This window comes from Streptomyces sp. NPDC001903 (assembly GCF_042891345.1).
Classification (GTDB): domain Bacteria; phylum Actinomycetota; class Actinomycetes; order Streptomycetales; family Streptomycetaceae; genus Streptomyces.
The window spans coordinates 156693-181257 of the sequence record NZ_JBIASZ010000006.1; the positions used below are offsets into that span (position 1 = coordinate 156693).

Here is a 24565-nt window from a genome sequence, read left to right on the forward strand (position 1 = left end):
TTTCCCATGGGACTGGAAGAGAAGCTGCCGAGCGGCTTTCTGCTGACCACCGTCGAACAGGCCGCGGGCTGGGTGCGCAAGTCATCCGTGTTCCCCGCGACCTTCGGCCTCGCCTGCTGCGCCATCGAGATGATGACCACCGGAGCGGGCCGGTACGACCTGGCCCGCTTCGGCATGGAGGTCTTCCGCGGATCCCCGCGCCAGGCCGACCTGATGATCGTGGCCGGGCGGGTCAGCCAGAAGATGGCGCCGGTGCTGCGGCAGGTGTACGACCAGATGCCCGCTCCCAAATGGGTCATCTCCATGGGGGTTTGTGCATCTTCGGGCGGAATGTTCAACAACTACGCGATTGTCCAGGGCGTCGACCACATCGTCCCGGTGGACATCTATCTCCCCGGCTGCCCGCCGCGCCCCGAGATGCTGATGGACGCGATCCTCAAGCTCCACCAGAAGATCCAGGGCGGGAAGCTCGGCGTGAACCGGGAAGAGGCGGCGCGCGAGGCGGAGGCGGCGGCCCTCAAGGCCCTCCCCACGATCGAGATGAAGGGGCTGCTCCGGTGAGCGAGACCCAAGAGCCGGAGAACGGCAGCAACGTCCCTGCGCCGCGCGGCCAGGGCCCCGAGGTGATCGGCGTCCGCAAGGGCATGTTCGGCGCCCGCGGCGGCGGCGACACCAGCGGCTACGGCGGCCTCGTCCGCACCGTGGCGATGCCCGGCGCGAGCCACCGCCCGTACGGCTCCTACTTCGACGAGGTCGTCGACGAGCTCGAAGGGGCGCTGGAAGAGCAGGACCTGCTCCCGGAGAACGCGATCGAGAAGGTCGTCGTCGACCGGGGCGAGCTGACGCTCCACATCGCCCGCGAGCACCTCGTCCGCGTCGCGAAGACCCTGCGCGACGATCCGGCCCTGCGCTTCGAGCTCTGCACCGGGGTCTCGGGGGTCCACTTCCCCGACGACAAGAGCCGCGAGCTGCACGCCCTCTACCACCTGCGCTCGATCACCCACGGCCGGGTGGTGCGCCTGGAGGTCACGGCCCCGGACGCCGACCCGCACGTCCCGTCGCTGGTCTCCGTCTACCCGACGAACGACTGGCACGAGCGCGAGACGTACGACTTCTTCGGCCTGGTCTTCGACGGGCACCCGGCGCTCACGCGGATCATGATGCCGGACGACTGGCAGGGCTTCCCGCAGCGCAAGGACTACCCGCTCGGCGGCATCCCCATCGAGTACAAGGGCGCCCAGATCCCGGCTCCCGACCAGCGGAGGTCGTACAGCTGATGAACGCCCAGAACGCATCGAACAACGCCTCCTCGAACCCCGCGGCCGCCCGGGAGACCACCGAAGGCACCGTCTACACCGTCACCGGCGGGGACTGGGACGAGATCGTCCAGTCCGCGGCGAAGGCCGACGACGAGCGGATCGTCGTCAACATGGGCCCGCAGCACCCGTCCACCCACGGCGTGCTCCGGCTGATCCTGGAGATCGACGGCGAGACCGTCACCGAGGCCCGCTGCGGCATCGGCTACCTGCACACCGGCATCGAGAAGAACCTCGAATTCCGGAACTGGACGCAGGGCACCACCTTCGTGACGCGCATGGACTACCTGACGCCGTTCTTCAACGAGACGGCGTACTGCCTCGGCGTCGAGAAGCTCCTCGGCATCACCGACCAGATCCCGGACCGCGCCACCGTCATCCGCGTGCTGCTGATGGAGCTCAACCGGCTCTCCTCCCACCTGGTGTGCATCGCCACCGGCGGCATGGAGCTGGGCGCGACCACGATCATGATCTACGGCTTCCGGGACCGCGAGCTGATCCTCGACATCTTCGAGCTGATCACCGGCCTGCGCATGAACCACGCGTTCGTCCGCCCCGGCGGCCTCGCCCAGGACCTGCCCCCGGGCGCCGTGGACCAGCTGCGCGACTTCCTCAAGACCATGAAGAAGAACCTGCCGGAGTACGACAAGCTCGCCACCGGCAACCCCATCTTCAAGGCCCGCATGCAGGACGTCGGCTACCTCGACCTCACCGGCTGCATGGCGCTCGGCGCCACCGGCCCGATCCTGCGCTCCGCCGGCCTGCCGCACGACCTGCGCAAGGCGGACCCGTACTGCGGGTACGAGACGTACGAGTTCGACGTGCCGACCACCGAGAGCTGCGACTCCTACGGGCGGTTCCTGATCCGCCTGGAGGAGATGCGCCAGTCCCTGCGGATCGTCGAGCAGTGCCTGGAACGGCTGGAGCCGGGCCCGGTCATGGTCGCCGACAAGAAGATCGCCTGGCCCGCGCAGCTCGCGATGGGCCCGGACGGCCTCGGCAACTCGCTCGACCACATCAAGAACATCATGGGCACCTCCATGGAGGCCCTCATCCACCACTTCAAGCTGGTGACCGAGGGCTTCCGGGTACCGGCCGGCCAGGCGTACGCGGCCGTCGAGTCGCCCAAGGGCGAGCTCGGGGTCCACGTCGTCTCCGACGGCGGCACCCGCCCCTACCGGGTCCACTTCCGCGACCCGTCCTTCACCAACCTGCAGGCCATGGCCGCGATGTGCGAGGGCGGCCAGGTCGCCGACGTCATCGTCGCCGTCGCCTCCATCGACCCCGTGATGGGAGGCGTCGACCGATGACGGACGTCAGCCTGGGTATGCCCCGGCTTCCGGCCCCCGATTTCCCGGCCGAGGTACGCGCCCGGCTCGAAGCGGACGCGAAGGAGGTCATCGCCCGCTACCCCGACAGCCGGTCCGCGCTGCTGCCGCTGCTGCACCTGACCCAGGCCGAGGAGGGCTTCGTCTCGCGCACCGGAGTCCGGTTCTGCGCCGAGGTGCTGGGCCTGACCACCGCGGAGGTCACGGCCGTGGCCACCTTCTACACGATGTACCGCCGCAAGGCCTCGGGCGACTACCAGGTCGGCGTCTGCACGAACACCCTGTGCGCGGTCATGGGCGGCGACGCGATCTTCGACGAGCTCAAGGAGCACCTCGGGGTCGGCAACAACGAGACCACCCCCGACGGCAAGGTCACGCTGGAGCACATCGAGTGCAACGCGGCCTGCGACTACGCCCCCGTGGTGATGGTCAACTGGGAGTTCTTCGACAACCAGACCCCCGAGTCCGCCAAGGCCATGGTCGACGACCTGATCGCCGGCCGGCCCGTCGCGCCGACCCGGGGCGCGCCGCTGTGCACGTACAAGGAGACCGCCCGGATCCTGGCCGGCTTCCCGGACGAGCGCGAGGGCGCGGTCGAGGCGAGCGGCGGCGCCGGCCCCGCCTCCCTGATCGGGCTGCGCATCGCGCGCGGCGAGACCCCGCAGCTCGGCAAGGTCGTGCACCCGCGTGGTGAGGCCTCCGCTGCCACCGAGGAGGGGGAGTGATGACGGTGACTGCCGAAATGCATGAGAACGGCGCCCCGGAGAAGCTGCTGGCGCCCGTGCTCTCGGCCTTCTGGGACGAGCCGCAGTCGTGGACGCTGGAGACCTACCGGCGGCACGAGGGGTACGAGGGCCTGCGCAAGGCGCTCGCGATGACCCCGGACGACCTCATCGCATACGTGAAGGACTCCGGTCTGCGCGGCCGCGGCGGCGCGGGCTTCCCCACCGGAATGAAGTGGCAGTTCATCCCGCAGGGCGACGGGAAGCCGCACTACCTCGTCGTGAACGCGGACGAGTCGGAGCCGGGAACCTGCAAGGACATCCCCCTCCTCTTCGCCAACCCGCACTCCCTCATCGAGGGAATGATCATCGCCTGCTACGCGATCCGGTCGGAGCACGCCTTCATCTACCTGCGCGGCGAGGTCGTGCCGGTGCTGCGGCGCCTGCACGAGGCGGTGCGCGAGGCGTACGAGGCCGGCTACCTCGGGGAGGACATCCTCGGGAGCGGACTGAAGCTCGACATCACCGTGCACGCGGGCGCGGGCGCCTACATCTGCGGCGAGGAGACGGCACTCCTCGACTCCCTCGAAGGCCGGCGCGGTCAGCCCCGGCTGCGTCCCCCCTTCCCCGCCGTCGAGGGGCTCTACGCCTGCCCCACTGTCGTCAACAACGTCGAGTCCATCGCCTCGGTTCCCGCGATCCTGAACCGGGGCAAGGACTGGTTCAAGTCGATGGGCACCGAGAAGTCCCCCGGCTTCACCCTGTACTCGCTGTCCGGGCACGTCGCCGGCCCCGGCCAGTACGAGGCCCCGCTCGGCATCACCCTGCGCCAGCTGCTCGACATGAGCGGCGGGATGCGCCCCGGACACCGGCTGAAGTTCTGGACCCCGGGCGGCTCCTCCACCCCGATGTTCACGGCCGAGCACCTGGACGTGCCGCTGGACTACGAGGGCGTCGGCGCGGCCGGCTCGATGCTCGGCACCAAGGCGCTGCAGTGCTTCGACGAGACGACCTGCGTGGTGCGGGCCGTCACCCGCTGGACCGAGTTCTACGCCCACGAGTCCTGCGGCAAGTGCACCCCCTGCCGCGAAGGCACCTACTGGCTGGTCCAGTTGCTGCGCGACATCGAGGCCGGCAAGGGCGTCATGTCGGACCTCGACAAGCTGAACGACATCGCCGACAACATCAACGGCAAGTCGTTCTGCGCGCTCGGCGACGGCGCCGCCAGCCCGATCTTCTCCTCGCTCAAGTACTTCCGCGAGGAGTACGAGCAGCACATCACGGGCAAGGGCTGCCCCTTCGACCCCAAGAAGTCGACCCTCTGGGCTGACACGGAGGTGAACGCATGACCGTCACCACGAATGCTCCGACCGGTGGCGGAGAGGCCGCCGTGCCGCCCGAAGACCTGATCTCCCTGACCATCGACGGCGTCGAACTGTCGGTGCCCAAGGGGACCCTGGTCATCCGGGCCGCCGAGCAGATCGGCATCGAGATCCCCCGGTTCTGCGACCACCCCCTCCTCGACCCGGTCGGCGCCTGCCGCCAGTGCATCGTCGAGGTCGAGGGCCAGCGCAAGCCGATGGCCTCCTGCACCATCACCTGCACCGACGGCATGGTCGTCAAGACGCAGCTGACCTCCCCGGTCGCCGAGAAGTCCCAGCGCGGCGTGATGGAGCTGCTGCTCATCAACCACCCGCTGGACTGCCCGGTCTGCGACAAGGGCGGCGAGTGCCCGCTGCAGAACCAGGCGATGTCCCACGGGCAGAGCGACTCGCGTTTCGAGGGCAAGAAGCGCACGTACGAGAAGCCGGTCCCGATCTCCACCCAGGTGCTGCTGGACCGCGAGCGGTGCGTGCTGTGCGCGCGCTGCACCCGCTTCTCCACGCAGGTCGCGGGCGACCCGATGATCGAGCTCCTGGAGCGCGGCGCGCTCCAGCAGGTCGGCATCGGCGAGGGCGACCCCTTCGAGTCGTACTTCTCCGGCAACACCATTCAGATCTGCCCCGTCGGCGCCCTCACCTCGGCCGCCTACCGGTTCCGCTCCCGCCCGTTCGACCTCGTCTCCTCCCCGAGCGTGTGCGAGCACTGCGCGGGCGGCTGCGCGACCCGGACCGACCACCGCCGCGGCAAGGTGCTGCGCCGGATGGCCGCCGAGGACCCCGAGGTCAACGAGGAGTGGATCTGCGACAAGGGCCGCTTCGGGTTCCGCTACGCGCAGCGCCCCGACCGCCTCACCACCCCGCTGGTGCGCGGCTCGGACGGGGTCCTCGCCCCGGCGAGCTGGCCCGAGGCCCTGGAGGCCGCGGCCGCCGGGCTCGCCGCCGCGCGCGGCCGGGCCGGGGTCCTGACCGGCGGGCGGCTCACCGTCGAGGACGCGTACGCGTACGCCAAGTTCGCCCGTGTCGTCCTGGACACCAACGACATCGACTTCCGGGCCCGGATCCACAGCGCGGAGGAGGCCGAGTTCCTGGCCGCCACCGTGGCCGGCACCGGCAAGGACCTCGACGGCACCGGGGTGACGTACGCGAAGCTGGAGGCGGCCCCCGCCGTCCTGCTCGCCGGCATCGAGTCCGAGGAGGAGGCCCCCGGGGTCTTCCTGCGGCTGCGCAAGGCCCACCGCAAACACAAGCAGCGGACCTTCGCCCTCGCCCCGTTCGCCACCCGCGGCCTGGAGAAGGCGGGCGGCACCCTGCTGGCCGCCGCCCCGGGCACCGAGCCCGAATGGCTCGACGCGCTGGCGTCCCGTACCGGCCTGGAGGCCGGCGGGGCCGAGGCCGCCGAGGCGCTGCGCCGCTCCGGCGCGGTCATCGTCGTCGGCGAGCGCCTCGCCGGTGTGCCGGGCGCGCTGACCGCCGCCGTACGGGCCGCCGCCGCGACCGGCGCGCAGCTGGTGTGGATCCCGCGCCGGGCCGGGGAGCGGGCCGCCGTCGAGGCGGGCGCGCTGCCCTCGCTGCTGCCGGGTGCCCGGCCGGCCACCGACCCGCGGGCCCGCGACGAGGTCGCCACGGCCTGGGGGCTGGACGAACTCCCGCACCGCTACGGGCGCGACACCGGCCAGATCGTCGAGGCCGCCGCCGGGGGCGAGCTCTCCGCCCTGCTGGTCGCGGGCGTCGAGATCGCCGACCTGCCGGATCCGGCCCGGGCGCTGGTCGCCCTCCAGGAGGCCTTCGTGGTCTCGCTGGAACTGCGGCCCGGCCAGGTCACCGACCACGCGGACGTGGTCTTCCCGGTCGCGGCCGTCGCCGAGAAGGCCGGCGCGTTCATCAACTGGGAGGGCAGGGTCCGGCCGTTCGAGGCCGCGCTCAAGCCCGACCAGATGACCCGCCGCCTCGCCCCCGCCGACGCCCGCGTGCTGCACATGCTGGCCGACGCGGCCGACCGGCCGATCGCGCTGCCCGACGTACACGCCGTACGCCGCGAGCTCGACGCGCTCGGTCCGTGGGCCGGGGAGCGCGCCGCCGGGCAGTCCGCGGACACCGCGCCGCTGCCCCGCCCGGCCGCCGGAGAGGCGGTCCTCGCGGGCCACCGGCTCCTGCTCGACCTGGGCCGGCTCCAGGAGGGCGACGACGCCCTGGCCGGCACCCGGCACGAGGCGAGCGCCCGGCTGTCGGCCGTCACGGCCGCCGAGACCGGCGTCAAGGACGGCGACGTCCTCGCGGTGACCGGCCCGGCCGGCTCCGTGGAACTGCCCCTGAGGATCACCGAGATGCCCGACCGGGTGGTCTGGCTCCCGCTGAACTCCACCGGGCACGGCGTCCTCGCCGACACCGGGGCCCACCCGGGCACCCTCGTACGGATCGGCCCGGCGACCCCGGCCGACGGCAGCGGCACCCCTGCGGAGGTGGGCGCGTGAACGCGGTACAGCTCGCGGCCGAGGACCTCTCCCTGTTCGGCAGGGACGTCTGGTGGCTGGTCGTCGTCAAGGCGGTGTTCTGCTTCGCCTTCCTGATGGTGACCGTGCTCTTCTCCATCGTGTGGGAGCGCAAGGTCGTCGCCTGGATGCAGCTGCGCATCGGCCCCAACCGGCACGGTCCCTGGGGCATGCTCCAGTCGCTCGCCGACGGCGTGAAGCTGATGCTCAAGGAAGACATCATCGTCAAGCGGGCCGACAAGGTGGTGTACGTCCTGGCCCCGATCATCGCGGCGATCCCGGCCTTCATGGCCATCGCGGTGATCCCCTTCGGCCCGCCCGGCGACGAGGTCTCGATCTTCGGCCAGCGCACCACGATGCAGCTCACCGACCTGCCGATCGCGATGCTCTACATCCTCGCGGTCGCCTCGGTCGGCATCTACGGCATCGTCCTGGCCGGCTGGTCCTCGGGCTCCACGTACCCGCTCCTCGGCGGCCTGCGCTCCTGCGCGCAGATGATCTCGTACGAGATCGCGATGGGCGCGGCCTTCGCCTCCGTCTTCCTCTACTCCGGGTCGATGTCGACCTCGGCGATCGTGGAGGCGCAGGCGGACCGCTGGTACATCGTGCTGCTGCCGGTCTCCTTCATCATCTACGTCATCACGATGGTCGGGGAGACGAACCGGGCGCCGTTCGACATGCCGGAGTCCGAGGGCGACCTCGTCGGCGGCTTCAACACCGAGTACTCCTCCATCAAGTTCGCGCTGTTCATGCTGGCCGAGTACGTCAACATGGTCACCGTCTCGGCGGTCTCGGTCACCCTCTTCCTGGGCGGCTGGCGGGCCCCGTACCCGATCAGCCACTTCTGGGAGGGCGCGAACCACGGCTGGTGGCCGATGCTCTGGTTCGTCATCAAGGTCCAGCTGCTGCTGTTCTTCTTCATCTGGCTGCGCGGCACGCTGCCCCGCGTGCGCTACGACCAGCTGATGAAGCTCGGCTGGAAGGTCCTGATCCCGGTCTCCGTGGTCTGGCTGATGCTGGTCGCGACCGTCCGCGCGCTGCGCAACGAGAGCTACGACTTCTCGGAGATCGTCCTCTACGTCGGCGGGGCGGTCGTCGCGATCCTGCTGCTGTCCTTCGTCGCGGACCTCTTCCGCGACCGGAAGGAGAAGGCTTCCGCCGGGCGGGCCGGCGAGGCCGCCGGGGCCGAGCCCTTCGACCCGCTCGCGGGCGGGTTCCCCGTACCTCCCAAGCCCGGCCAGCACCTGGCACCCGTACCGCGCAGGCGGCCTCGCAGTGAGCGGGAGCTGATTGTCAGTGGCGGGACGAATACTGACAGTGACCGAGAGGAGGGTGCTGAGAATGTCTGACAAGTCTGATGCCGAGCAGGGCGAGAAGTGGCAGAACCCGGTGGCCGGCTTCGGCGTGACCTTCAAGGCCATGTTCAAGAAGCGCCTCACCGAGCAGTACCCGGAGCAGCAGAAGACCACCGCTCCGCGCTTCCACGGACGGCACCAGCTGAACCGGCACCCGGACGGTCTGGAGAAGTGCATCGGCTGCGAGCTGTGCGCCTGGGCCTGCCCCGCCGACGCCATCTACGTGGAGGGCGCGGACAACACCGAGGAGGAGCGCTACTCCCCGGGTGAGCGGTACGGGCGGGTCTACCAGATCAACTACGCCCGCTGCATCCTGTGCGGGCTGTGCATCGAGGCCTGCCCGACGCGGGCCCTGACGATGACGAACGAGTTCGAACTGGCCGACTCCAGCCGCGAATCGCTCATCTACACCAAGGAGCAGCTGCTCGCGGGCCTGACCGAGGGCATGGTGGAGTCGCCGCACTCGATCTTCCCGGGCACGGACGAGCAGGACTACTACCGCGGGCTGGTCACGGGAGCCGCTCCCGGGACGGTCCGGCAGGTGGCCGTCTCCAAGGGCGAGACCGCGGCCGGTGCCGAGGAGGTGCAGGCATGAGCGCCCTCGCAGCGGCCACCTCGACCTCCACGGGCGAGGCGGTCCAGTTCTGGATCCTCGGCACCGTCGCCGTCATCGGCGCGCTGTCCACGATCCTGATGAAGAAGGCCGTGCACAGCGCGCTGAGCCTGGCCGGGACGATGATCATCCTGGCGGTCTTCTACCTCGCCAACGGGGCGTACTTCCTGGGCGTGGTCCAGGTCATCGTCTACACGGGCGCGATCATGATGCTCTTCCTCTTCGTGGTCATGCTCGTCGGCGTCACCGCCGCCGACTCGCTGAAGGAGACCCTCAAGGGGCAGCGCTGGCTGGCCGCCCTGTGCGGACTCGGCTTCGGCATCCTCCTCATCGCCGGCATCGCCAACGCGAAGCTGACCCACTTCAACGGGCTCGGCCGGATCAACTCCGCCGGGCACGTGGAGGGGCTGGCCACGCTGATCTTCACCAAGTACGTGTTCGCCTTCGAGATCACCGGCGCGCTGCTGATCACCGCCGCCGTCGGCGCGATGGTCCTCACCCACCGGGAGCGCACCGAGCGCGCCGCCACCCAGCGCGAGCTCGCCGAGCGCCGCGTGCGCGAGGGCGTCCAGCTCCCGCCGCTGCCCGCGCCCGGCGTCTACGCCCGGCACAACGCGGTGGACGTCGCCGGCCTGCTCCCGGACGGCACCCCGTCCGAGCTGACCGTCAACAAGACGCTGCGCGCCCGCGGCCAGATCCGGGACGTGTCGAGCGAGGCGCTGAACGACCTGAAGGCGCTGGAGCAGGCGTCGGCGGAGCGCCTCGGCCGCGAGGAGGCATCGAAGTGAATCCGGTCAACTACCTGTACCTGGCCGCCCTGCTGTTCACCATCGGCGCGGCCGGAGTGCTCATCCGGAAGAACGCGATCGTGCTGTTCATGTGCATCGAGCTGATGCTCAACGCCTGCAACCTCGCGTTCGTCGCCTTCTCCCGGATGCACGGCAACCTCGACGGCCAGATCATCGCCTTCTTCACGATGGTCGTCGCCGCCGCGGAGGTCGTGGTGGGCCTCGCGATCATCGTGTCGCTGTTCCGTACCCGCCACTCGGCCTCGGTCGACGACGCCAGCCTGATGAAGCTGTAAGGGGCGCTCACAGTGGAGAATCTGATTGGGCTGCTGATCGCGGCGCCCCTGCTCGGAGCGGCGGTGCTGCTTCTGGGCGGCCGGCGCCTCGACAAGGCCGGGCACTGGCTCGGCACCCTGTTCGCGGCCGCCTCCTTCGGGATCGGCGTGGTCCTCTTCGCCGACCTGCTCGGGCGCGGCGCCGAGGACCGGACCCTGTACGAGAAGCTGTACACCTGGATCCCGGTCGAGGGCTTCCAGGCGGACGTGGCCTTCCAGCTCGACCAGCTGTCGATGACCTTCGTCCTGCTGATCACCGGGGTCGGCACGCTCATCCACATCTACTCCATCGGGTACATGGAGCACGACGAGCGGCGCCGCCGCTTCTTCGGCTACCTGAACCTGTTCCTCGCGGCGATGCTGCTGCTGGTCCTCGCCGACAACTACCTGCTGCTGTACGTCGGGTGGGAGGGCGTCGGCCTCGCCTCGTACCTCCTCATCGGCTTCTGGCAGCACAAGCCCAGCGCGGCGACCGCCGCGAAGAAGGCCTTCCTGGTCAACCGGGTCGGCGACATGGGCCTGTCGATCGCGATCATGCTGCTGTTCACCACGTTCGGGACCTTCGCCTTCGGCCCGGTGTTCGCCTCCGTGGGCAACGCGACCGAGGGCAAGCTGACGGCGATCGCCCTGATGCTGCTGCTCGCCGCCTGCGGCAAGTCGGCCCAGGTGCCGCTGCAGTCCTGGCTCGGGGACGCGATGGAGGGCCCGACCCCGGTCTCGGCCCTGATCCACGCGGCCACGATGGTGACGGCGGGCGTGTACCTGATCGTCCGCTCGGCCGCGGTCTTCAACGGGGCGCCGGACGCACAGCTGGTGGTCACCATCGTGGGCGCGGTCACGCTGCTCTTCGGTGCGATCGTCGGTTGCGCGAAGGACGACATCAAGAAGGCCCTCGCCGGTTCGACGATGTCCCAGATCGGCTACATGATCCTGGCGGCGGGCCTCGGCCCCATCGGGTACGTCTTCGCGATCATGCACCTGGTGACGCACGGCTTCTTCAAGGCAGGCCTCTTCCTCGGCGCGGGTTCCGTCATGCACGGGATGAACGACGAGGTGGACATGCGCAAGTACGGCGCCCTGCGGAAGTTCATGCCGGTCACCTTCGTCACCTTCGGCCTCGGCTACCTGGCGATCATCGGCTTCCCCGGCCTGTCCGGCTTCTTCTCCAAGGACATGATCATCGAGGCGGCCTTCGCCAAGGGCGGCACCCAGGGCTGGATCCTCGGCGGGGTCGCCCTGCTGGGCGCCGGCATCACCGCCTTCTACATGACCCGGGTCATGCTCCTCACCTTCTTCGGCGAGAAGCGCTGGCAGCCTGACGCTGACGGTCACGAGCCGCACCCGCACGAGTCCCCGAAGTCCATGACGATCCCGATGATCGTCCTGGCGTTCGGTTCGGTCTTCGCCGGCGCGTTCTTCGAGATCGGCGAGCGCTTCCTGAAGTGGCTGGAGCCCGTCACGGGCTACGAGCACGGCAATTCGCCGGTCAGCGCCATGGCGGTGACCGCTTCCACCATGGTCGTCCTGGTCGTCGGCGTGGGCATCGCCTGGTCGATGTACGGCCGCAGGCCCGTCCCGGTGGTCGCCCCGCGCGGCTCGCTCCTCACCCGGGCGGCGCGGCGGGACCTGCTCCAGGACGACTTCAACCACGTGGTGCTGGTGCGCGGCGGGGAGCACCTGACCCGCTCGCTCGTGTACGTCGACCACAGCCTGGTCGACGGGGTGGTCAACGGGACGGCCGCCTCCGTCGGCGGACTGTCCGGCCGGCTGCGCAAGCTGCAGAACGGCTACGCCCGCAGCTACGCGGTCTCGATGTTCGGGGGCACGGCGATCCTCATCGCCGCGACCCTGCTGATGAGGGCGGTGTGAGATGAGTTTCCCGCTTCTGACGGTGACGGCCGCGGTCCCCGCGGTCGGCGCCGTCCTGACGGCGGCCGTCCCGGCCGCCCGCAGGACCGCCGCCAAGTGGCTGGCGCTGCTCTTCTCGCTGGCGACGCTGGCCCTGGCCGTGCTCGTCGCGGTCCGCTTCGAGCCCGGTGGCGCCCGCTACCAGCTCACCGAATCGCACGCCTGGATCCCCGACTTCGGCGTCCGCTACGAACTGGGCGTCGACGGCATCGGGGTGGCGCTGATCGCGCTCACCGCGCTGCTGATCCCGTTCGTGATCGGGGCCGGCTGGAACGACGCCGACCCCCTGGAGACGTCCTCGTCCCGCTGGCGGCCGACGCAGGGCTTCTTCGCCCTGATCCTGATGGTCGAGGCGATGGTGGTCATCTCCTTCGAGGCCACCGACGTCTTCCTCTTCTACATCTTCTTCGAAGCCATGCTCATCCCGATGTACTTCCTCATCGGCGGCTTCGGTGACCGGGCCCACGCAGGGACGGACGAGAACGCGGCCGCGCAGCGCTCGTACGCGGCGGTCAAGTTCCTCCTCTACAACCTGGTCGGCGGCCTGATCATGCTGGCCGCCGTCATCGGCCTGTACGTGGTCGCCGGGAACTTCTCGCTCCAGGAGATCACCGCCGCCCGCGCCGCGGGCACGCTCGACATGGCGACCAACACCGAGCGGCTGCTGTTCCTCGGCTTCTTCTTCGCCTTCGCGGTGAAGGCCCCGCTGTGGCCGCTGCACACCTGGCTGCCGAACGCGATGGGCGAGGCCACCGCCCCGGTCGCCGTCCTGATCACCGCGGTCGTCGACAAGGTCGGCACCTTCGCGATGCTCCGCTTCTGCCTCGGGCTGTTCCCGGAGGCCAGCAAGTGGGCCACGCCCGCGATCCTCGTCCTGTCCCTGATCAGCATCGTCTACGGCGCGCTGGTCGCGGTGGGGCAGCGGGACATCAAGCGCCTGGTCGCGTACGCCTCGATCTCCCACTTCGGGTTCATCATCATGGGCATCTTCGCGATGACCTCCCAGGGGCAGTCGGGCGCGACGCTGTACATGGTCAACCACGGGATCTCGACGGCCGCGCTGATGCTGGTCGCCGGCTTCCTGATCTCGCGCCGCGGCTCCCGGCTCATCGCCGACTACGGCGGTGTGCAGAAGGTGGCCCCGGTGCTGGCCGGCACCTTCCTGATCGGCGGCCTCGCCACCCTGTCGCTGCCGGGCCTCGCGCCCTTCGTCAGCGAATTCCTGGTCCTGGTCGGCACGTTCGCCCGCTATCCCGTCATCGGCATCATCGCCACCATCGGCATCGTGCTGGCCGCGCTCTACACCCTGGTGCTCTACCAGCGCACGATGACCGGCCCCGTGAAGGAGGAGGTCCGCACCATGCGGGACCTGCACCTGCGCGAGGTGCTGGTGGTCGCCCCGCTGATCGTGCTGCTGATCGGGCTGGGCGTGTACCCGAAGCCGCTCACCCAGATCGTCAACCCGGCGGTGGAGCACACCTTGTCCGACGTACACGAGAAGGATCCGAAGCCACAGGTGGCCGTCGAGGCCAAGAACGGGGAGGCGGCGAAGTGAGCACCATGGCTGCGGCCCGTGGGCTGCTGACGCTGGCGGCCGGGGAGCCGATCGACCGGATCCCGGCCCCGCACATCGAGTACGCGCAGCTCGCGCCCACGCTGATCGTGGTGGGCGCGGCGGTCCTCGGAGTCCTCGTCGAGGCCTTCGTACCGCGCAAGTCCCGCTACTACGTCCAGGTGTTCCTCGCCGTCGCCGCGCTGGCCTCGGCCTTCGCCGCGGTCGTCGGCCTCGCCGCCGGCGGGTACGGCAGCGACAAGGCGCACATCGCGGCGATGGGCGCGGTGGCCGTGGACGGCCCGGCGCTGTTCCTCCAGGGGATCATCCTGCTGTCCGCGATCGTCGCGGTCTTCACCTTCGCGGAGCGGCGCCTGGACCCGGCCGCGCACGGCAACCGGGTGGACTCCTTCGCCGCGCAGGCGGCGTCCGTACCGGGCAGCGAGAGCGAGAAGGCCGCGGTCAAGGCGGGCTTCACCACCACCGAGGTCTTCCCGCTGGCCCTGTTCGCGGTCTCCGGAATGCTGATCTTCCCGGCCGCCAACGACCTGCTGACGCTGTTCGTGGCGCTGGAGGTCTTCTCCCTCCCGCTGTACCTGCTCTGCGCCGTCGCCCGCCGCCAGCGGCTGATGTCGCAGGAGGCGGCGGTCAAGTACTTCCTGCTGGGCGCGTTCTCCTCGGCCTTCCTCCTCTTCGGCATCGCCCTGGTCTACGGGTACGCGGGCTCGGTCTCGTACGCGGCCATCGCCGACGTGGTCGACGGCACGGTCACCAAGATCGACCCGGCGCTCGCCGACACCATGGGCAACGACGCGCTGCTGCTGATCGGCGGGGCGCTGATCCTGATGGGCCTGCTCTTCAAGGTCGGCGCGGTCCCGTTCCACATGTGGACCCCGGACGTCTACCAGGGCGCCCCGACCCCGGTCACCGGCTTCATGGCGGCGGCGACGAAGGTGGCCGCGTTCGGCGCGCTGCTCCGCCTGCTGTACGTGGTCCTGCCGGGCCTGCGGTGGGACTGGCGCCCGGTGATGTGGGGCGTCGCGATCCTGACGATGCTGGCCGGCGCGGTGATCGCGGTGACCCAGACCGACGTCAAGCGGCTGCTGGCGTACTCCTCGATCGCGCACGCGGGCTTCATCCTGGCCGGTGTGATCGCGACCTCGGCGGAGGGCGTCCAGTCCGTCCTCTTCTACCTGGGCGCGTACTCCTTCGTGACGATCGGCGCGTTCGCGGTGGTCACGCTGGTGCGCGACGCGGGCGGCGAGGCGACGCACCTGTCCAAGTGGGCCGGTCTGGGCCGCCGTTCGCCGCTGACGGCGGCGGTGTTCGCGGTGTTCCTGCTGGCCTTCGCCGGCATCCCGCTGACCTCGGGCTTCGCCGGGAAGTTCGCCGTGTTCAAGGCGGCGGCGGAGGGCGGCGCCGGGGTGCTGGTCGTGGTCGGTGTGATCTCGTCCGCGATCGCCGCGTTCTTCTACATCCGGGTGATCGTCCTGATGTTCTTCAGCGAGCCGAAGGCCGACGGCCCCACGGTGGCCGTCCCGTCGCCGCTGACGATGACGACGATCGCGGTGGGCGTGGTGGTCACCCTGGTCCTGGGTGTGGCCCCGCAGTACTTCCTGGACCTGGCGGGCCAGGCGAGCACGTTCGTCCGCTGACGCCCGCGACACGACTGGGCCCGGCTCCCCGATGGGAGCCGGGCCCAGTGGCGTGTGGCGGTGCTATTCGGCGCGGCGGCGCTTCGGCATGATCCCGGTGAGGTCCAGGTCGATGGGAAAGGGGTCGGAGACCTTCAGGCGGTCGTGGAAAATGCCGGCCGCGACGTAGGAGCCTGTCACCGGCTCGCGTTCGAACACGTAGACAACGGCTCGGCCGTCCTTGTTCTCGACGCGCCAGTAGTGCGGGATGCCGACTCGGGCGTACTTCACTGGTTTGGTCTCGCGGTCACGGCCGATGGACTCCGGCGACACGACCTCGATCGCCAGCAGGACCGCCTCGGCCGGAAGGCGGGTCTGGTCCAGGTCGTCGACGACGTCCTCGCGGCACACGATGACATCAGGCTCGGGGCGGTTGTGCCGATCGATGTCGATGGTGAACTCGCGGAGGACCTCAAGGCCTTCCGGGACCAGCGACTCGATCTGCCTCTCGAAGAAGCTGACCGCCCGCGAGTGGAAGAGGGTCTGCGGACTCACGAAGATCAGGTTCCCGTCGATCAGCTCCGTGTGCGGAGGCAGATTCGGAAGCGTGTCCAGGTCATCGGCAGTCCAGCCGCCCGCGGGTGGGATCGGCCAGCTGTATTCCGGGTTCATCAGTGCTCCCATGAGCCGAGTCTCGCCAGTCCGTTCAGCGTATCGCCGGGAATCGGCTCTGGACCGCCCGCACGTGTGAGCGGGAGGCGGAGTGTTGACCAAGTGCCGTAGTCACGGGCGAGCGGCATATGCGCGGACGTCCGCGTCCGGGTCCGAGGCGGCTGTGGACAGGGCCGTGCGGGCCTGTGGGACGGCGCGGTGGGTGCGGAGGGAGAGGACGGCGGCCTTGCGGACGTCCGCGTTGTCGTCCTTCAGGGCCGCGGCCAGGGGGGCGACGGCCGTAGCGGGGTCGGCCGCCGAGAGGGCGGTGGCGGCGCCGGTGCGGACCTGCCAGGCCGGGTCGGCCAGGGCCGCGACGGCCGTGGCGGCGTACGGCGCCGGGCAGCCCGTCGCGGCCAGCGCCGCCAGGGCCGCGGCGCGGACCAGCGGGTCCGGATCCGCCAGGAGCGGGTCCAGCGGATCCGGGGCCGGGGCGTGCACCGCCGCGAGCCCCTTGGCCACCGCGACCCGGACCTCCCGGGCCGGGTCCGCCGCGGCCCGCGCGAGGGCGTCGACGGCGTCCACCGAGACCAGCGCCCGTACGGCGTGGATACGGACCTCCGGGTCGGGGTCCGCCAGGGACTGCGCGTACAGGGCGGCGCCGCCGAGCCGCAGCGCGCGCAGGGCCTCCAGGGCGGCGGCGCGCACCACCGGATCCGGTACGGGGAGCGCCGCGCGCAGGGCGGCCCCGAGCTCCGGGCCCCCGGGGAGCACCTCCAGCAGCTCCCGCAGCGAGCCCGCGGCGGCGGCCCGTACCGCAGGGGCCGGGTCGGCCAGGGCGGCGGCCAGCGCCGGCCCGGCGCCGGCCGGGACGGTCTCGGTGACCACGCCGACGGCAGTGGTGCGCACGCCCGGGTCGGGGTCGGTCAGGTAGGGCCGCAGTACGTCGAGGGCGGGCGACTCCTCGGCGAGCGCGAGCAGGGTCAGCAGCCGCGGGGAGGCGGCGGCCGGGCCGGCACCGGGCGCGGTCCCCGCACCGGCGGCGGTCGCGGCACCGGAGGGGTGGGCCTCGGCGGGCATCCCTGGCTGCGTGTCCGCCCCGGCGCGGGCGCCGGAGCCGGGGGCCGCACCGGCCGCGGGCCCCGCTGCGGCGGAGGGTACGGCCCCGCCCGGGAGCGGGGCGGCCCCGCGCGGCCCCGCCGTGGCCACGCCGACCAGTTCGACCTCGCCCAGGTGGATGGAGGGGCCGCCCCGCGGGGTGAATTCGGGGACGGGGACCACGTACGGCTCCACCGGCCGGGCCGTGAACTCCATCGCCCCCGACGCCGACTTGCGCAGGTCCAGGTGGTGCAGCCAGGCCGGGTCGTCGCGCTCAGGGTGGTCGAGCCGCTCGTGGTAGAGGCCCCAGCGCGACTCGGTGCGCGCCAGCGAGGCCCGGGCCGCCATCTCGGCGCAGTCCCGGATGAACGACACCTCCGCGCACCGCATCAGCTCGTGCGGGGTCCGCGCTCCCATCTCCTCGATCTCGCCGCTCATCCGGGCGAAGGCCTCCACGGCCAGGGACAGTTTGGCGCCCGTCTTCGGCGGGGCCACGTAGTCGTTCACGAACCGCCGCAGCTTGTACTCCACCTGTGGCTGCGGCGGCCCGTCCGGCCGGCGCAGCGGCCGGTAGACCAGCTCGTGCGCCGCCGCCACCTGATCCGCCGGGAGGGGGCCCTCGTACGCCGTGTACCGCGCCGCGTCCTCGCCCGCCAGGTCGCCGAAGACGAACGCCCCGATCATGTAGTTGTGCGGTACGGAGGCCAGGTCCCCGGCCGCGTAGAGCCGCGGCACGGTGGTGCGCGCGTGGTCGTCGACGCGCACGCCCGACGCCGAATGGCCCCCGCACAGTCCGATCTCCGAGATGTGCATCTCGATGTCGTGCGTGCGGTAGTCGTGGCCGCGGCCCTCGTGGAAGGTGCCGCGCGTCGGCCGCTCGGTGGTGTGCAGGATCGATTCGAGGGCGGCGACCGACTCCTCGGGGAGGTGGCTGAGCTTCAGGTACACCGGCCCGCGGTCCGAGGCGAGTTCGGCCGCGAACTCCGACATCATCTGCCCCGACCAGTAGTCGGAGTCGACGAACCGCTCGCCGTGCCGGTTGACCTGGTAGCCGCCGAAGGGGTTCGCGACGTACGCGCACGCCGGCCCGTTGTAGTCCTTGATCAGCGGGTTGATCTGGAAGCACTCGATCCCGGTGAGGGCCGCGCCCGCGTGGTAGGCCATGGCGTAGCCGTCACCGGCGTTGGTGGGGTTCTCGTACGTCCCGTACAGATATCCGGAAGCCGGGAGTCCGAGGCGGCCGCAGGGGCCGGTCGCGAGGATCACGGCGCCCGCGCGGACCGTCACGAAGGCGCCGGTACGGGTGTTGAAGGCGGCCGCGCCGATGGCCCGGCCGTCCTCGGGCGAGGTGAGGACCCGTACCGGCATCACCCGGTTCTCGATCCGGATCCGCTCGCGCATCTCCCGGCGGCGCAACTGCCGGTAGAGCACCTTCTTGACGTCCTTGCCCTCGGGCATGGGCAGCACGTACGAGCCGGAGCGGTGGACCCGGCGGACCGCGTACTCGCCGTGCTCGTCCTTCTCGAACTTCACCCCGTACGACTCCAGGCGCTGCACCATCGCGAAGCCGCGGGTGGCGGTCCGGCGGACGGTGGACTGGTCGACGACGCCGTCGTTGGCGCGGGTGATCTCGGCGACGTAGTCGTCGGGCTCGGCGCGGCCGGGGACGACCGCGTTGTTGACCCCGTCCATGCCCATGGCGAGGGCGCCGGAGTGGCGTACGTGCGCCTTCTCCAGCAGCAGGACCCGCGCGCCGCGGCCGGCGGCGGTCAGGGCCGCCATCGTGCCGGCGGTGCCGCCGCCGATGACGAGGACGTCGCAGGAGAGTTCCTCGGCGTCGGCGAGTGCGGGGATGTCCATGGCGGGGTTGCCCTTCGGGGTGGTTTCGAGGGTGTCGGGCGGTCAGGGGGAGGCGAGGATCCGGCGGCGGAGCGCCGAGTGGTCCGCGCTCCGGTCGCGCGGAGCCGGTACGTCGAGCACCGCGCCGGTGGCGAGCAGCGCGACCCGGTCGCCGACGAACAGGGCCTCGTCCACGTCGTGGGTGACGAAGACGACCGTCGCCCCGGTGCCGGCGAGGACGTCGACGAGGAGGTCCTGCATGTCGGCGCGGGTCTGGGCGTCGAGTGCGCCGAAGGGCTCGTCCATGAGGACGGCGCGGGGGCGCGCGGCGAGGGCGCGGGCCAGCTGCACGCGCTGGCGCTGGCCGCCGGAAAGCCGGTGGGGGAGCTTGTGGGCGTGGTCGGCGAGGCCGGCGCGCGCCAGCCACTCGGTGGCGGTGCGACGCCGCTCGGCGCGGGGCACGCGCCGGATGGCGAGGGGCAGTTCGACGTTGCCCCGTGCGGTGCGCCAGGGCAGGAGGGCGTCGTCCTGGAAGACGAGCGCCCGGTCGGCGGCGGGCCGGGTGACGGGGGTTCCGTCCTGCGTGACGGTGCCGGCCAGCGGGGGGAGCAGCCCGGCGAGGGTGCGCAGCAGGGTGGACTTCCCGCATCCGGAGGGCCCGACGACGGCCAGCACCTCGCCGGGCCGGATGTCGAGGTCGAGCCCTTCGAGGACGGCCGGGCCGCCGGGACGGCCGAGCCGCACGCCGTCGAGCCGCAGGGCGGCGCCGGGTTGTGCGGTGGCCGCGGTGGCCGCGGTGGCGGGGACGCGGGGGGTGGTGGGCGGGGCCGCGTGCGCGGACATCAGGGGACCTCCTGTGCGTGGTCGGGTGCCGTCCGGGGGCGCGGGTCGCGCCGCGCGCCGTCCGGCTGTCGGGGGTGCCCGGCGGGCGGCCCCGCGGAGGGGTGTTCGGGGCGGGTCGGGAGCCAGCGGGTCAGCCGGCGGCCCAGCCGCTCCACCGCCGTCGACGTCAGCCAGCCCAGCGCGCCGATGGTGGCCATGCCGACGAAGACCGCCGGGTAGTCCACCACCGTGTAGTCCTGCCAGGTGCGGTAGCCGACCCCGTACTCGCCCGAGATCATCTCCGCCGAGATCACGCAGATCCAGGACACCCCGATCCCCACCGACAAACCCCCGAAGATGCCGGGGAGGGCGCCCGGGAGGACGACCGAGGCCAGGACGCGCCCCCGCCCCGCGCCCATCGTGAGGGCCGCCTCCTCCCAGGTCGGGGAGAGGGCCGCCACCGCGTGCCGCGTCGACACCAGCACCGGGAAGAACGCCGCCGCGCAGGTGATGAACACGATCCCCTGCTCGTTCGAGGGGAAGAGCAGGATCGCCACCGGCACCAGAGCGATGGCCGGGATCGGCCGTACCACCTCCAGCACCGGACCCAGCAGGTCAGCCGCCACCCGCGAGCGGGCGATCGCCGTGCCCACCGACACCCCCAGGACCGCCGCCAGCGCGAAGCCCGACACGATCCGGCGCAGGCTGGAGAGGAGGTCCTCCCAGTACGGCCCGGTCGACGCCCGCTCCGCCAGCTTCGAGGCCACCTCCGCCACCGTCGGGAACTGCCCGAACCGGAGCCACAGGTCGACGTCCAGCGAGGTCAGCAGCTGCCATGCCAGCAGGGCCGCCCCCAGCGAGGCCAGGCGCAGCAGCCTGCGCCCGGGCGTCACGACGCGATGCCTTCGGCTTCGGCGAAGCCCACGATCCGCGCCCCGGACGCCGCGTGCCCGTCGGCGTACGCCTTCGCGCCCGCCGGCGTCACGAAGGCCCGCAGCTCGGCGCCCTCCGCCACCCACACCGCCTTGTCGGCGAACCAGGGCGTCCCGGTCACCGCGTCCGGTACGTACGCCGCCCTGACCGCCGCCGGATCCGCGCCCTTCAGCGCCTTCAGCAGGGCCGCCGGGGTGTCGAACGTCCGCGTCGCCGCCTCGTCGCGCAGCCACAGCTCCGGGCGGGCGGGCGCCGCCGCCGGGTAGTCGGCCTCCGGGACGGCCCGCCTCAGCGGCGCCGGGTCCACGAACGCGTCCACGTCCACGTCCCCGACCAGCTTCGCGTCCTTGAGGACCGGTACGTCCTCCTTCAGCGCCGCCAGCAGCTCCGGCCGCAGCGACGGGTCGAAGGTCGCGATCCCGTTCGCGCCGTTGTAGAGGTACACGACCTCCGCCGGCAGCCCGGTCTCCTTCGCCACCGACTCCGCCGCCGCGATCGGCCGCGTCCGCAGGTACTCGGTCGCCTTGCGCTGCGCGCGCAGGAAGTCGTCCAGCACGCCGGCCCGCTGCGCCGCGAACTTCTGCCGCACCGTGACCCCGTGGAACGTCGGCAGGTTCAACTCGGCGCCGTCGTACAGCGCCTTGGCCTTGCCCTCGTACGCGAGCTGCCCCGGCCAGGCCACGAACTGCGAGAGCGCGTCCGCACTGCCCGCCTGGAGGGCCGAAGCCCCGACGCTGGGCTGCTGGTTGAGCTTCTGGATGCCGGTCGAGGGGTCGATGCCCGCGCGCCGGAGGGCCCGTACGAGGGTTCCGTCCGCCGCCGAGCCGACCGAGGTCGACACCTTCTTGCCGCGCAGGTCGGCCAGCGATCCGTACGTCGCGCCGGGCGCGGTGACGATCGTGTTGAGGCCGCCGCGCAGGTTGTAGCCGGTGACCGAGACGAGCCGGGTCCGCTGTCCCAGCTCCTTGCCGCGCGCCGCGTTGATCAGCAGCGGGAAATCGCCCATCGAGCCGATGTCGATCTTCCCGGCGGTCATCTGGGCGGTGATGGGCGCGCCCGTGGCGTAGTCCTGCCAGTCCACCTTGTACGTGACCCCGTCCTCGCGGCCGCGCGCCGCGAGCTCCTGCTCGAAGTAGCCGAGGGAGCGCAGCAGCGTGCCGGCGGTGACGGTGTTGATGGTCTTGGACTGGTAGCCGACCGTCACCGTCACGGTCTTGGGGCCGTCGGCCCCGGACGCGTTCCCGCCGCACGCACCGGCCAGCGGAGCGAGGAGCAGCAGTGCGGCGGGTGCGAGAGCTCTCGTACGGGGCATCGGAGCGGGCCTTTCACCAGGGTCGGCAGGTCAGCGGGTCGGCAGGTCAGCGGAGCAGGTAGGGCATGTTGACGGTCACCGCGCCCGTGGGACAGCGGGCGGCGCACGGGCCGCAGTACCAGCACTCGTCGACGTGCATGTACGCCTTGCCGTTGTCCTCGCGGATCGCGAGCGAATCGAGCGGGCACATGTCCACGCAGAGGGTGCAGCCGTCGATGCACAGGGACTCGTCGATGGTCACGGGCACGTCGCCGCGCTGGGGGACCACAGGCATGGCTGTCTCCAGGAAGGTGGGTACGCAAGGGTTCAGAGGGAGCGGCGGAGCAGGCCGCTCATGGTGATCCGGTCACCGCGGAAGCGGATGAACTCCAGGTCCACGGGCCGGCCGTCGCCCAGATGGGTGAGCCGCTCCAGCATCAGCACGGCCGCCCCGCGCGGGGCCTGCAGTACGGCGGCGGAGTGCGCGTCGGCGTTGACGGCCTCCAGGGTGATCTCGGCGTGGCCGAGGGGCTGCCCGGTGAGGGACTCCAGCAGCCGGAAGACGTCGGTGTTCTCCAGGTCGCAGCCGAGCAGTCCGGCGCCGATGTCGAGGGGGACGTAGGTGAGGTCGAGGGAGAGCGGCAGCCCGTTCAGCCGCCGCAGCCGCTCGATGTAGAGCACGTCGGCGTGCTCGGGAAGGCCCAGCCGGCCGGCGACGGGGGCGGGGGCGCGCACCGGGCCGACCGTACGGACCTCGTTGGTCACCCGGCCGTGCTCGTGCAGGGTCTCGGCCAGGCCCTGGAGCCGGTCGAGGCCGTGGGGGTACTTCTCGCAGACGACTACGGTCCCGACCCCGGGGCGGCGTTCGACGAGCCGCTCGCCGCGCAGCAGGTCGAGGGCCTGCCGGACGGTGTTGCGGCCGGCGCCGTACTCGGCGGCGAGGACGTCTTCCAGCGGGAGGACCCCGCCGGGGTACCCGCCGGCCAGGATCTGGTGGCGCAGCAGGTCGGCGAGCTGTCGCGCCTGGTCCGCGCGCAGCCGCCGCCGGCGCGCGGCGGCGACCGGGACGGTGTGCTCACGGGTGCGTTCGGCTGGCATGGCACGGAACATACCGACGGCTTCCGGCCGGTGGTGTTGCCGCAGTATTGCGCCACCGCAGCGCTCGGCGGCAGGGCTGTGACCAGCTACGACGCCGGGGTGGCGGAAAGATCCGCCACCCCGGTGAGGTCCTTCGTCCCGAGGGGCGGACTAGCGGGATCCCACAATGCGGCCGGTGACCTCGCCGAGGCCGACGCGGGTGCCCTCCGGGCCCGGCGCCCAGGCGGTGAGGGTGACGGTGTCGCCGTCCTCGAGGAAGGTGCGCTTGCCGTCGGCGAGCTCGATGGCGTCGCGGCCGTTCCACGTCAGCTCCAGCAGCGAGCCGCGCTGCCCGACCTCGGGGCCGCTGACCGTGCCCGAGCCGTAGACGTCGCCGGTGCGCAGGGAGGCGCCGTTGACGGTCATGTGCGCGAGCTGCTGGGCGGCGGTCCAGTACATCGTCGCGAACGGCGGCCGCGCCACCTCCTGGCCGTTGATCGAGACGGTGATGTGCAGGTCGAAGCCGCCGGGCCGGTCGGCTTCGGCGTCGTCCAGGTACGGCAGCAGGGGGAAGTCGCGGGCGGGCGGGGCGACCCGGGCCGTCTCCAGGGCCTCCAGCGGGGTGACCCAGGCGGAGACGGAGGTGGCGAAGGACTTGCCGAGGAAGGGACCGAGCGGCACGTACTCCCAGGCCTGGATGTCGCGCGCCGACCAGTCGTTGAGCAGGAACAGCCCGAAGACGTGGTCCTCGAAGTCGGCCAGCGCGACCGGGCGGCCCTGCTCGGACGGGGTGCCGACGACGAAGCCGACCTCCGCCTCGATGTCGAGCTTGACGGACGGGCCGAAGACGGGCGCCGGGTCGGCCGGGGCCTTGCGCTGCCCGGAGGGCCGTACGACGTCCGTCCCCGATACCACGATCGTGCCGGAGCGGCCGTGGTAACCGATCGGCAGGTGCTTCCAGTTGGGGGTCAGCGCCTCGCCGTCCGGGCGGAAGATGTGCCCCACGTTGGTGGCGTGGTGCTCGCTCGCGTAGAAGTCGACGTAGTCGGCGACCTCGTACGGCAGGTGCAGGGTGACGGCGTCCAGCGGGAGCAGGTGCGGCTCGACCGTCCCGCGGTGGCCCGGGTCGGTCACCCACGCGGTCAGCGCGCGGCGGACGTCGCGCCAGGCGGTGCGGCCGGCGGCGAGCAGCGGGTTGAGCGAGGACTGCCCGAGCAGCGCGGCGTACGGGGAACCGAGCGCGGCCGCGGCCGCCCCCGCGTCGAGCACGTGTCCGCCGATGCGCACGCCGATACGACGGCGGGCCGGCTCCGCGGCGGTCGAGAAGACGCCGTACGGGAGGTTGTGCGGCCCGAACGGGTCGCCCTCGGGGACATCGAGGGGGCTCTGCTGGGGCATGGGGTACTGCCTCGCTTTCGATGCGGACCGGGGG

General features: G+C 71.6%; 21 protein-coding genes. 13 read left to right on the forward strand and 8 right to left on the reverse strand.

Going from position 1 to position 24565, the window contains the following annotated elements:
• Nucleotides 1-6 precede the first annotated feature (6 nt).
• The 13 genes from ACFYZS_RS16070 to nuoN are packed head-to-tail and all read left to right on the forward strand — an operon-like array spanning nt 7 to nt 15443.
• Nucleotides 7-561, forward strand: coding sequence for an NADH-quinone oxidoreductase subunit B family protein (locus ACFYZS_RS16070; protein ID WP_030028258.1), 555 nt, complete (start codon nt 7-9; stop codon nt 559-561).
• Entirely contained in the window at nt 558-1277 is a 720-nt protein-coding gene (locus ACFYZS_RS16075; RefSeq protein WP_389012077.1) for an NADH-quinone oxidoreductase subunit C, read from the forward strand. Before ACFYZS_RS16070 ends, ACFYZS_RS16075 begins: the two co-directional genes overlap by 4 nt.
• The gene (locus ACFYZS_RS16080) at nt 1277-2626 is read left to right on the forward strand and encodes an NADH-quinone oxidoreductase subunit D (RefSeq protein WP_389012080.1); all 1350 of its coding nucleotides are present in this window, start codon (nt 1277-1279) and stop codon (nt 2624-2626) included. Before ACFYZS_RS16075 ends, ACFYZS_RS16080 begins: the two co-directional genes overlap by 1 nt.
• Nucleotides 2623-3369, forward strand: coding sequence for an NADH-quinone oxidoreductase subunit NuoE (nuoE, locus tag ACFYZS_RS16085; RefSeq protein ID WP_389012083.1), 747 nt, complete (start codon nt 2623-2625; stop codon nt 3367-3369). The genes ACFYZS_RS16080 and nuoE overlap by 4 nt, the downstream gene beginning before the upstream one ends.
• On the forward strand, nt 3369-4715 hold the full coding sequence (gene nuoF, locus ACFYZS_RS16090; RefSeq protein WP_387282881.1) for an NADH-quinone oxidoreductase subunit NuoF: 1347 nt from the start codon (nt 3369-3371) through the stop codon (nt 4713-4715). The genes nuoE and nuoF overlap by 1 nt, the downstream gene beginning before the upstream one ends.
• Entirely contained in the window at nt 4712-7219 is a 2508-nt protein-coding gene (locus ACFYZS_RS16095) for an NADH-quinone oxidoreductase subunit G (RefSeq protein ID WP_389012087.1), read from the forward strand. Before nuoF ends, ACFYZS_RS16095 begins: the two co-directional genes overlap by 4 nt.
• Nucleotides 7216-8586, forward strand: a complete 1371-nt coding sequence (gene nuoH / locus ACFYZS_RS16100; RefSeq protein ID WP_389012090.1) for an NADH-quinone oxidoreductase subunit NuoH — start codon at nt 7216-7218, stop codon at nt 8584-8586. The genes ACFYZS_RS16095 and nuoH overlap by 4 nt, the downstream gene beginning before the upstream one ends.
• Entirely contained in the window at nt 8579-9187 is a 609-nt protein-coding gene (gene nuoI / locus ACFYZS_RS16105) for an NADH-quinone oxidoreductase subunit NuoI (protein WP_099889996.1), read from the forward strand. Before nuoH ends, nuoI begins: the two co-directional genes overlap by 8 nt.
• Entirely contained in the window at nt 9184-9993 is an 810-nt protein-coding gene (locus ACFYZS_RS16110) for an NADH-quinone oxidoreductase subunit J (protein WP_389012093.1), read from the forward strand. Before nuoI ends, ACFYZS_RS16110 begins: the two co-directional genes overlap by 4 nt.
• Nucleotides 9990-10289, forward strand: a complete 300-nt coding sequence (nuoK, locus tag ACFYZS_RS16115; protein ID WP_030161991.1) for an NADH-quinone oxidoreductase subunit NuoK — start codon at nt 9990-9992, stop codon at nt 10287-10289. Before ACFYZS_RS16110 ends, nuoK begins: the two co-directional genes overlap by 4 nt.
• A 12-nt stretch (nt 10290-10301) precedes the next feature.
• Nucleotides 10302-12197, forward strand: a complete 1896-nt coding sequence (nuoL, locus tag ACFYZS_RS16120; protein WP_389012096.1) for an NADH-quinone oxidoreductase subunit L — start codon at nt 10302-10304, stop codon at nt 12195-12197.
• A 1-nt stretch (nt 12198) separates the two neighbouring features.
• Nucleotides 12199-13791 carry an NADH-quinone oxidoreductase subunit M gene (locus tag ACFYZS_RS16125; protein WP_389012099.1) on the forward strand — a complete coding sequence of 531 codons (1593 nt, stop codon included), beginning with the start codon at nt 12199-12201 and terminating at the stop codon, nt 13789-13791.
• A gap of 5 nt (nt 13792-13796) precedes the next feature.
• Nucleotides 13797-15443 carry an NADH-quinone oxidoreductase subunit NuoN gene (gene nuoN / locus ACFYZS_RS16130; protein ID WP_389012102.1) on the forward strand — a complete coding sequence of 549 codons (1647 nt, stop codon included), beginning with the start codon at nt 13797-13799 and terminating at the stop codon, nt 15441-15443.
• Nucleotides 15444-15506: 63 nt separating this feature from the next.
• Here the strand turns inward: nuoN and ACFYZS_RS16135 are convergent, their stop codons facing one another.
• The 8 genes from ACFYZS_RS16135 to fahA all read right to left on the reverse strand — a co-directional run bounded on the left by ACFYZS_RS16135 (nt 15507) and on the right by fahA (nt 24531).
• The gene (locus ACFYZS_RS16135) at nt 15507-16106 is read right to left on the reverse strand and encodes a Uma2 family endonuclease (protein WP_389012105.1); all 600 of its coding nucleotides are present in this window, start codon (nt 16104-16106) and stop codon (nt 15507-15509) included.
• 99 nt (nt 16107-16205) lie between these two features.
• Entirely contained in the window at nt 16206-19031 is a 2826-nt protein-coding gene (locus ACFYZS_RS16140; protein WP_389012107.1) for a fumarate reductase/succinate dehydrogenase flavoprotein subunit, read from the reverse strand.
• A 42-nt stretch (nt 19032-19073) separates the two neighbouring features.
• Nucleotides 19074-19853, reverse strand: coding sequence for an ABC transporter ATP-binding protein (locus ACFYZS_RS16145; RefSeq protein WP_389012110.1), 780 nt, complete (start codon nt 19851-19853; stop codon nt 19074-19076).
• Nucleotides 19853-20725 (reverse strand): ABC transporter permease, encoded by an 873-nt coding sequence (locus ACFYZS_RS16150; RefSeq protein WP_389012113.1) that lies wholly within the window; start codon nt 20723-20725, stop codon nt 19853-19855. Before ACFYZS_RS16150 ends, ACFYZS_RS16145 begins: the two co-directional genes overlap by 1 nt.
• Entirely contained in the window at nt 20722-22077 is a 1356-nt protein-coding gene (locus ACFYZS_RS16155; RefSeq protein ID WP_389012116.1) for an ABC transporter substrate-binding protein, read from the reverse strand. Before ACFYZS_RS16155 ends, ACFYZS_RS16150 begins: the two co-directional genes overlap by 4 nt.
• 46 nt (nt 22078-22123) lie before the next feature.
• Nucleotides 22124-22351 (reverse strand): ferredoxin family protein, encoded by a 228-nt coding sequence (locus ACFYZS_RS16160; protein ID WP_030011381.1) that lies wholly within the window; start codon nt 22349-22351, stop codon nt 22124-22126.
• 32 nt (nt 22352-22383) lie between these two features.
• Nucleotides 22384-23154, reverse strand: a complete 771-nt coding sequence (locus ACFYZS_RS16165; protein ID WP_389012119.1) for a GntR family transcriptional regulator — start codon at nt 23152-23154, stop codon at nt 22384-22386.
• Between the two features lie 150 nt (nt 23155-23304).
• Entirely contained in the window at nt 23305-24531 is a 1227-nt protein-coding gene (gene fahA / locus ACFYZS_RS16170) for a fumarylacetoacetase (protein WP_389012122.1), read from the reverse strand.
• Nucleotides 24532-24565: the final 34 nt, after the last annotated feature.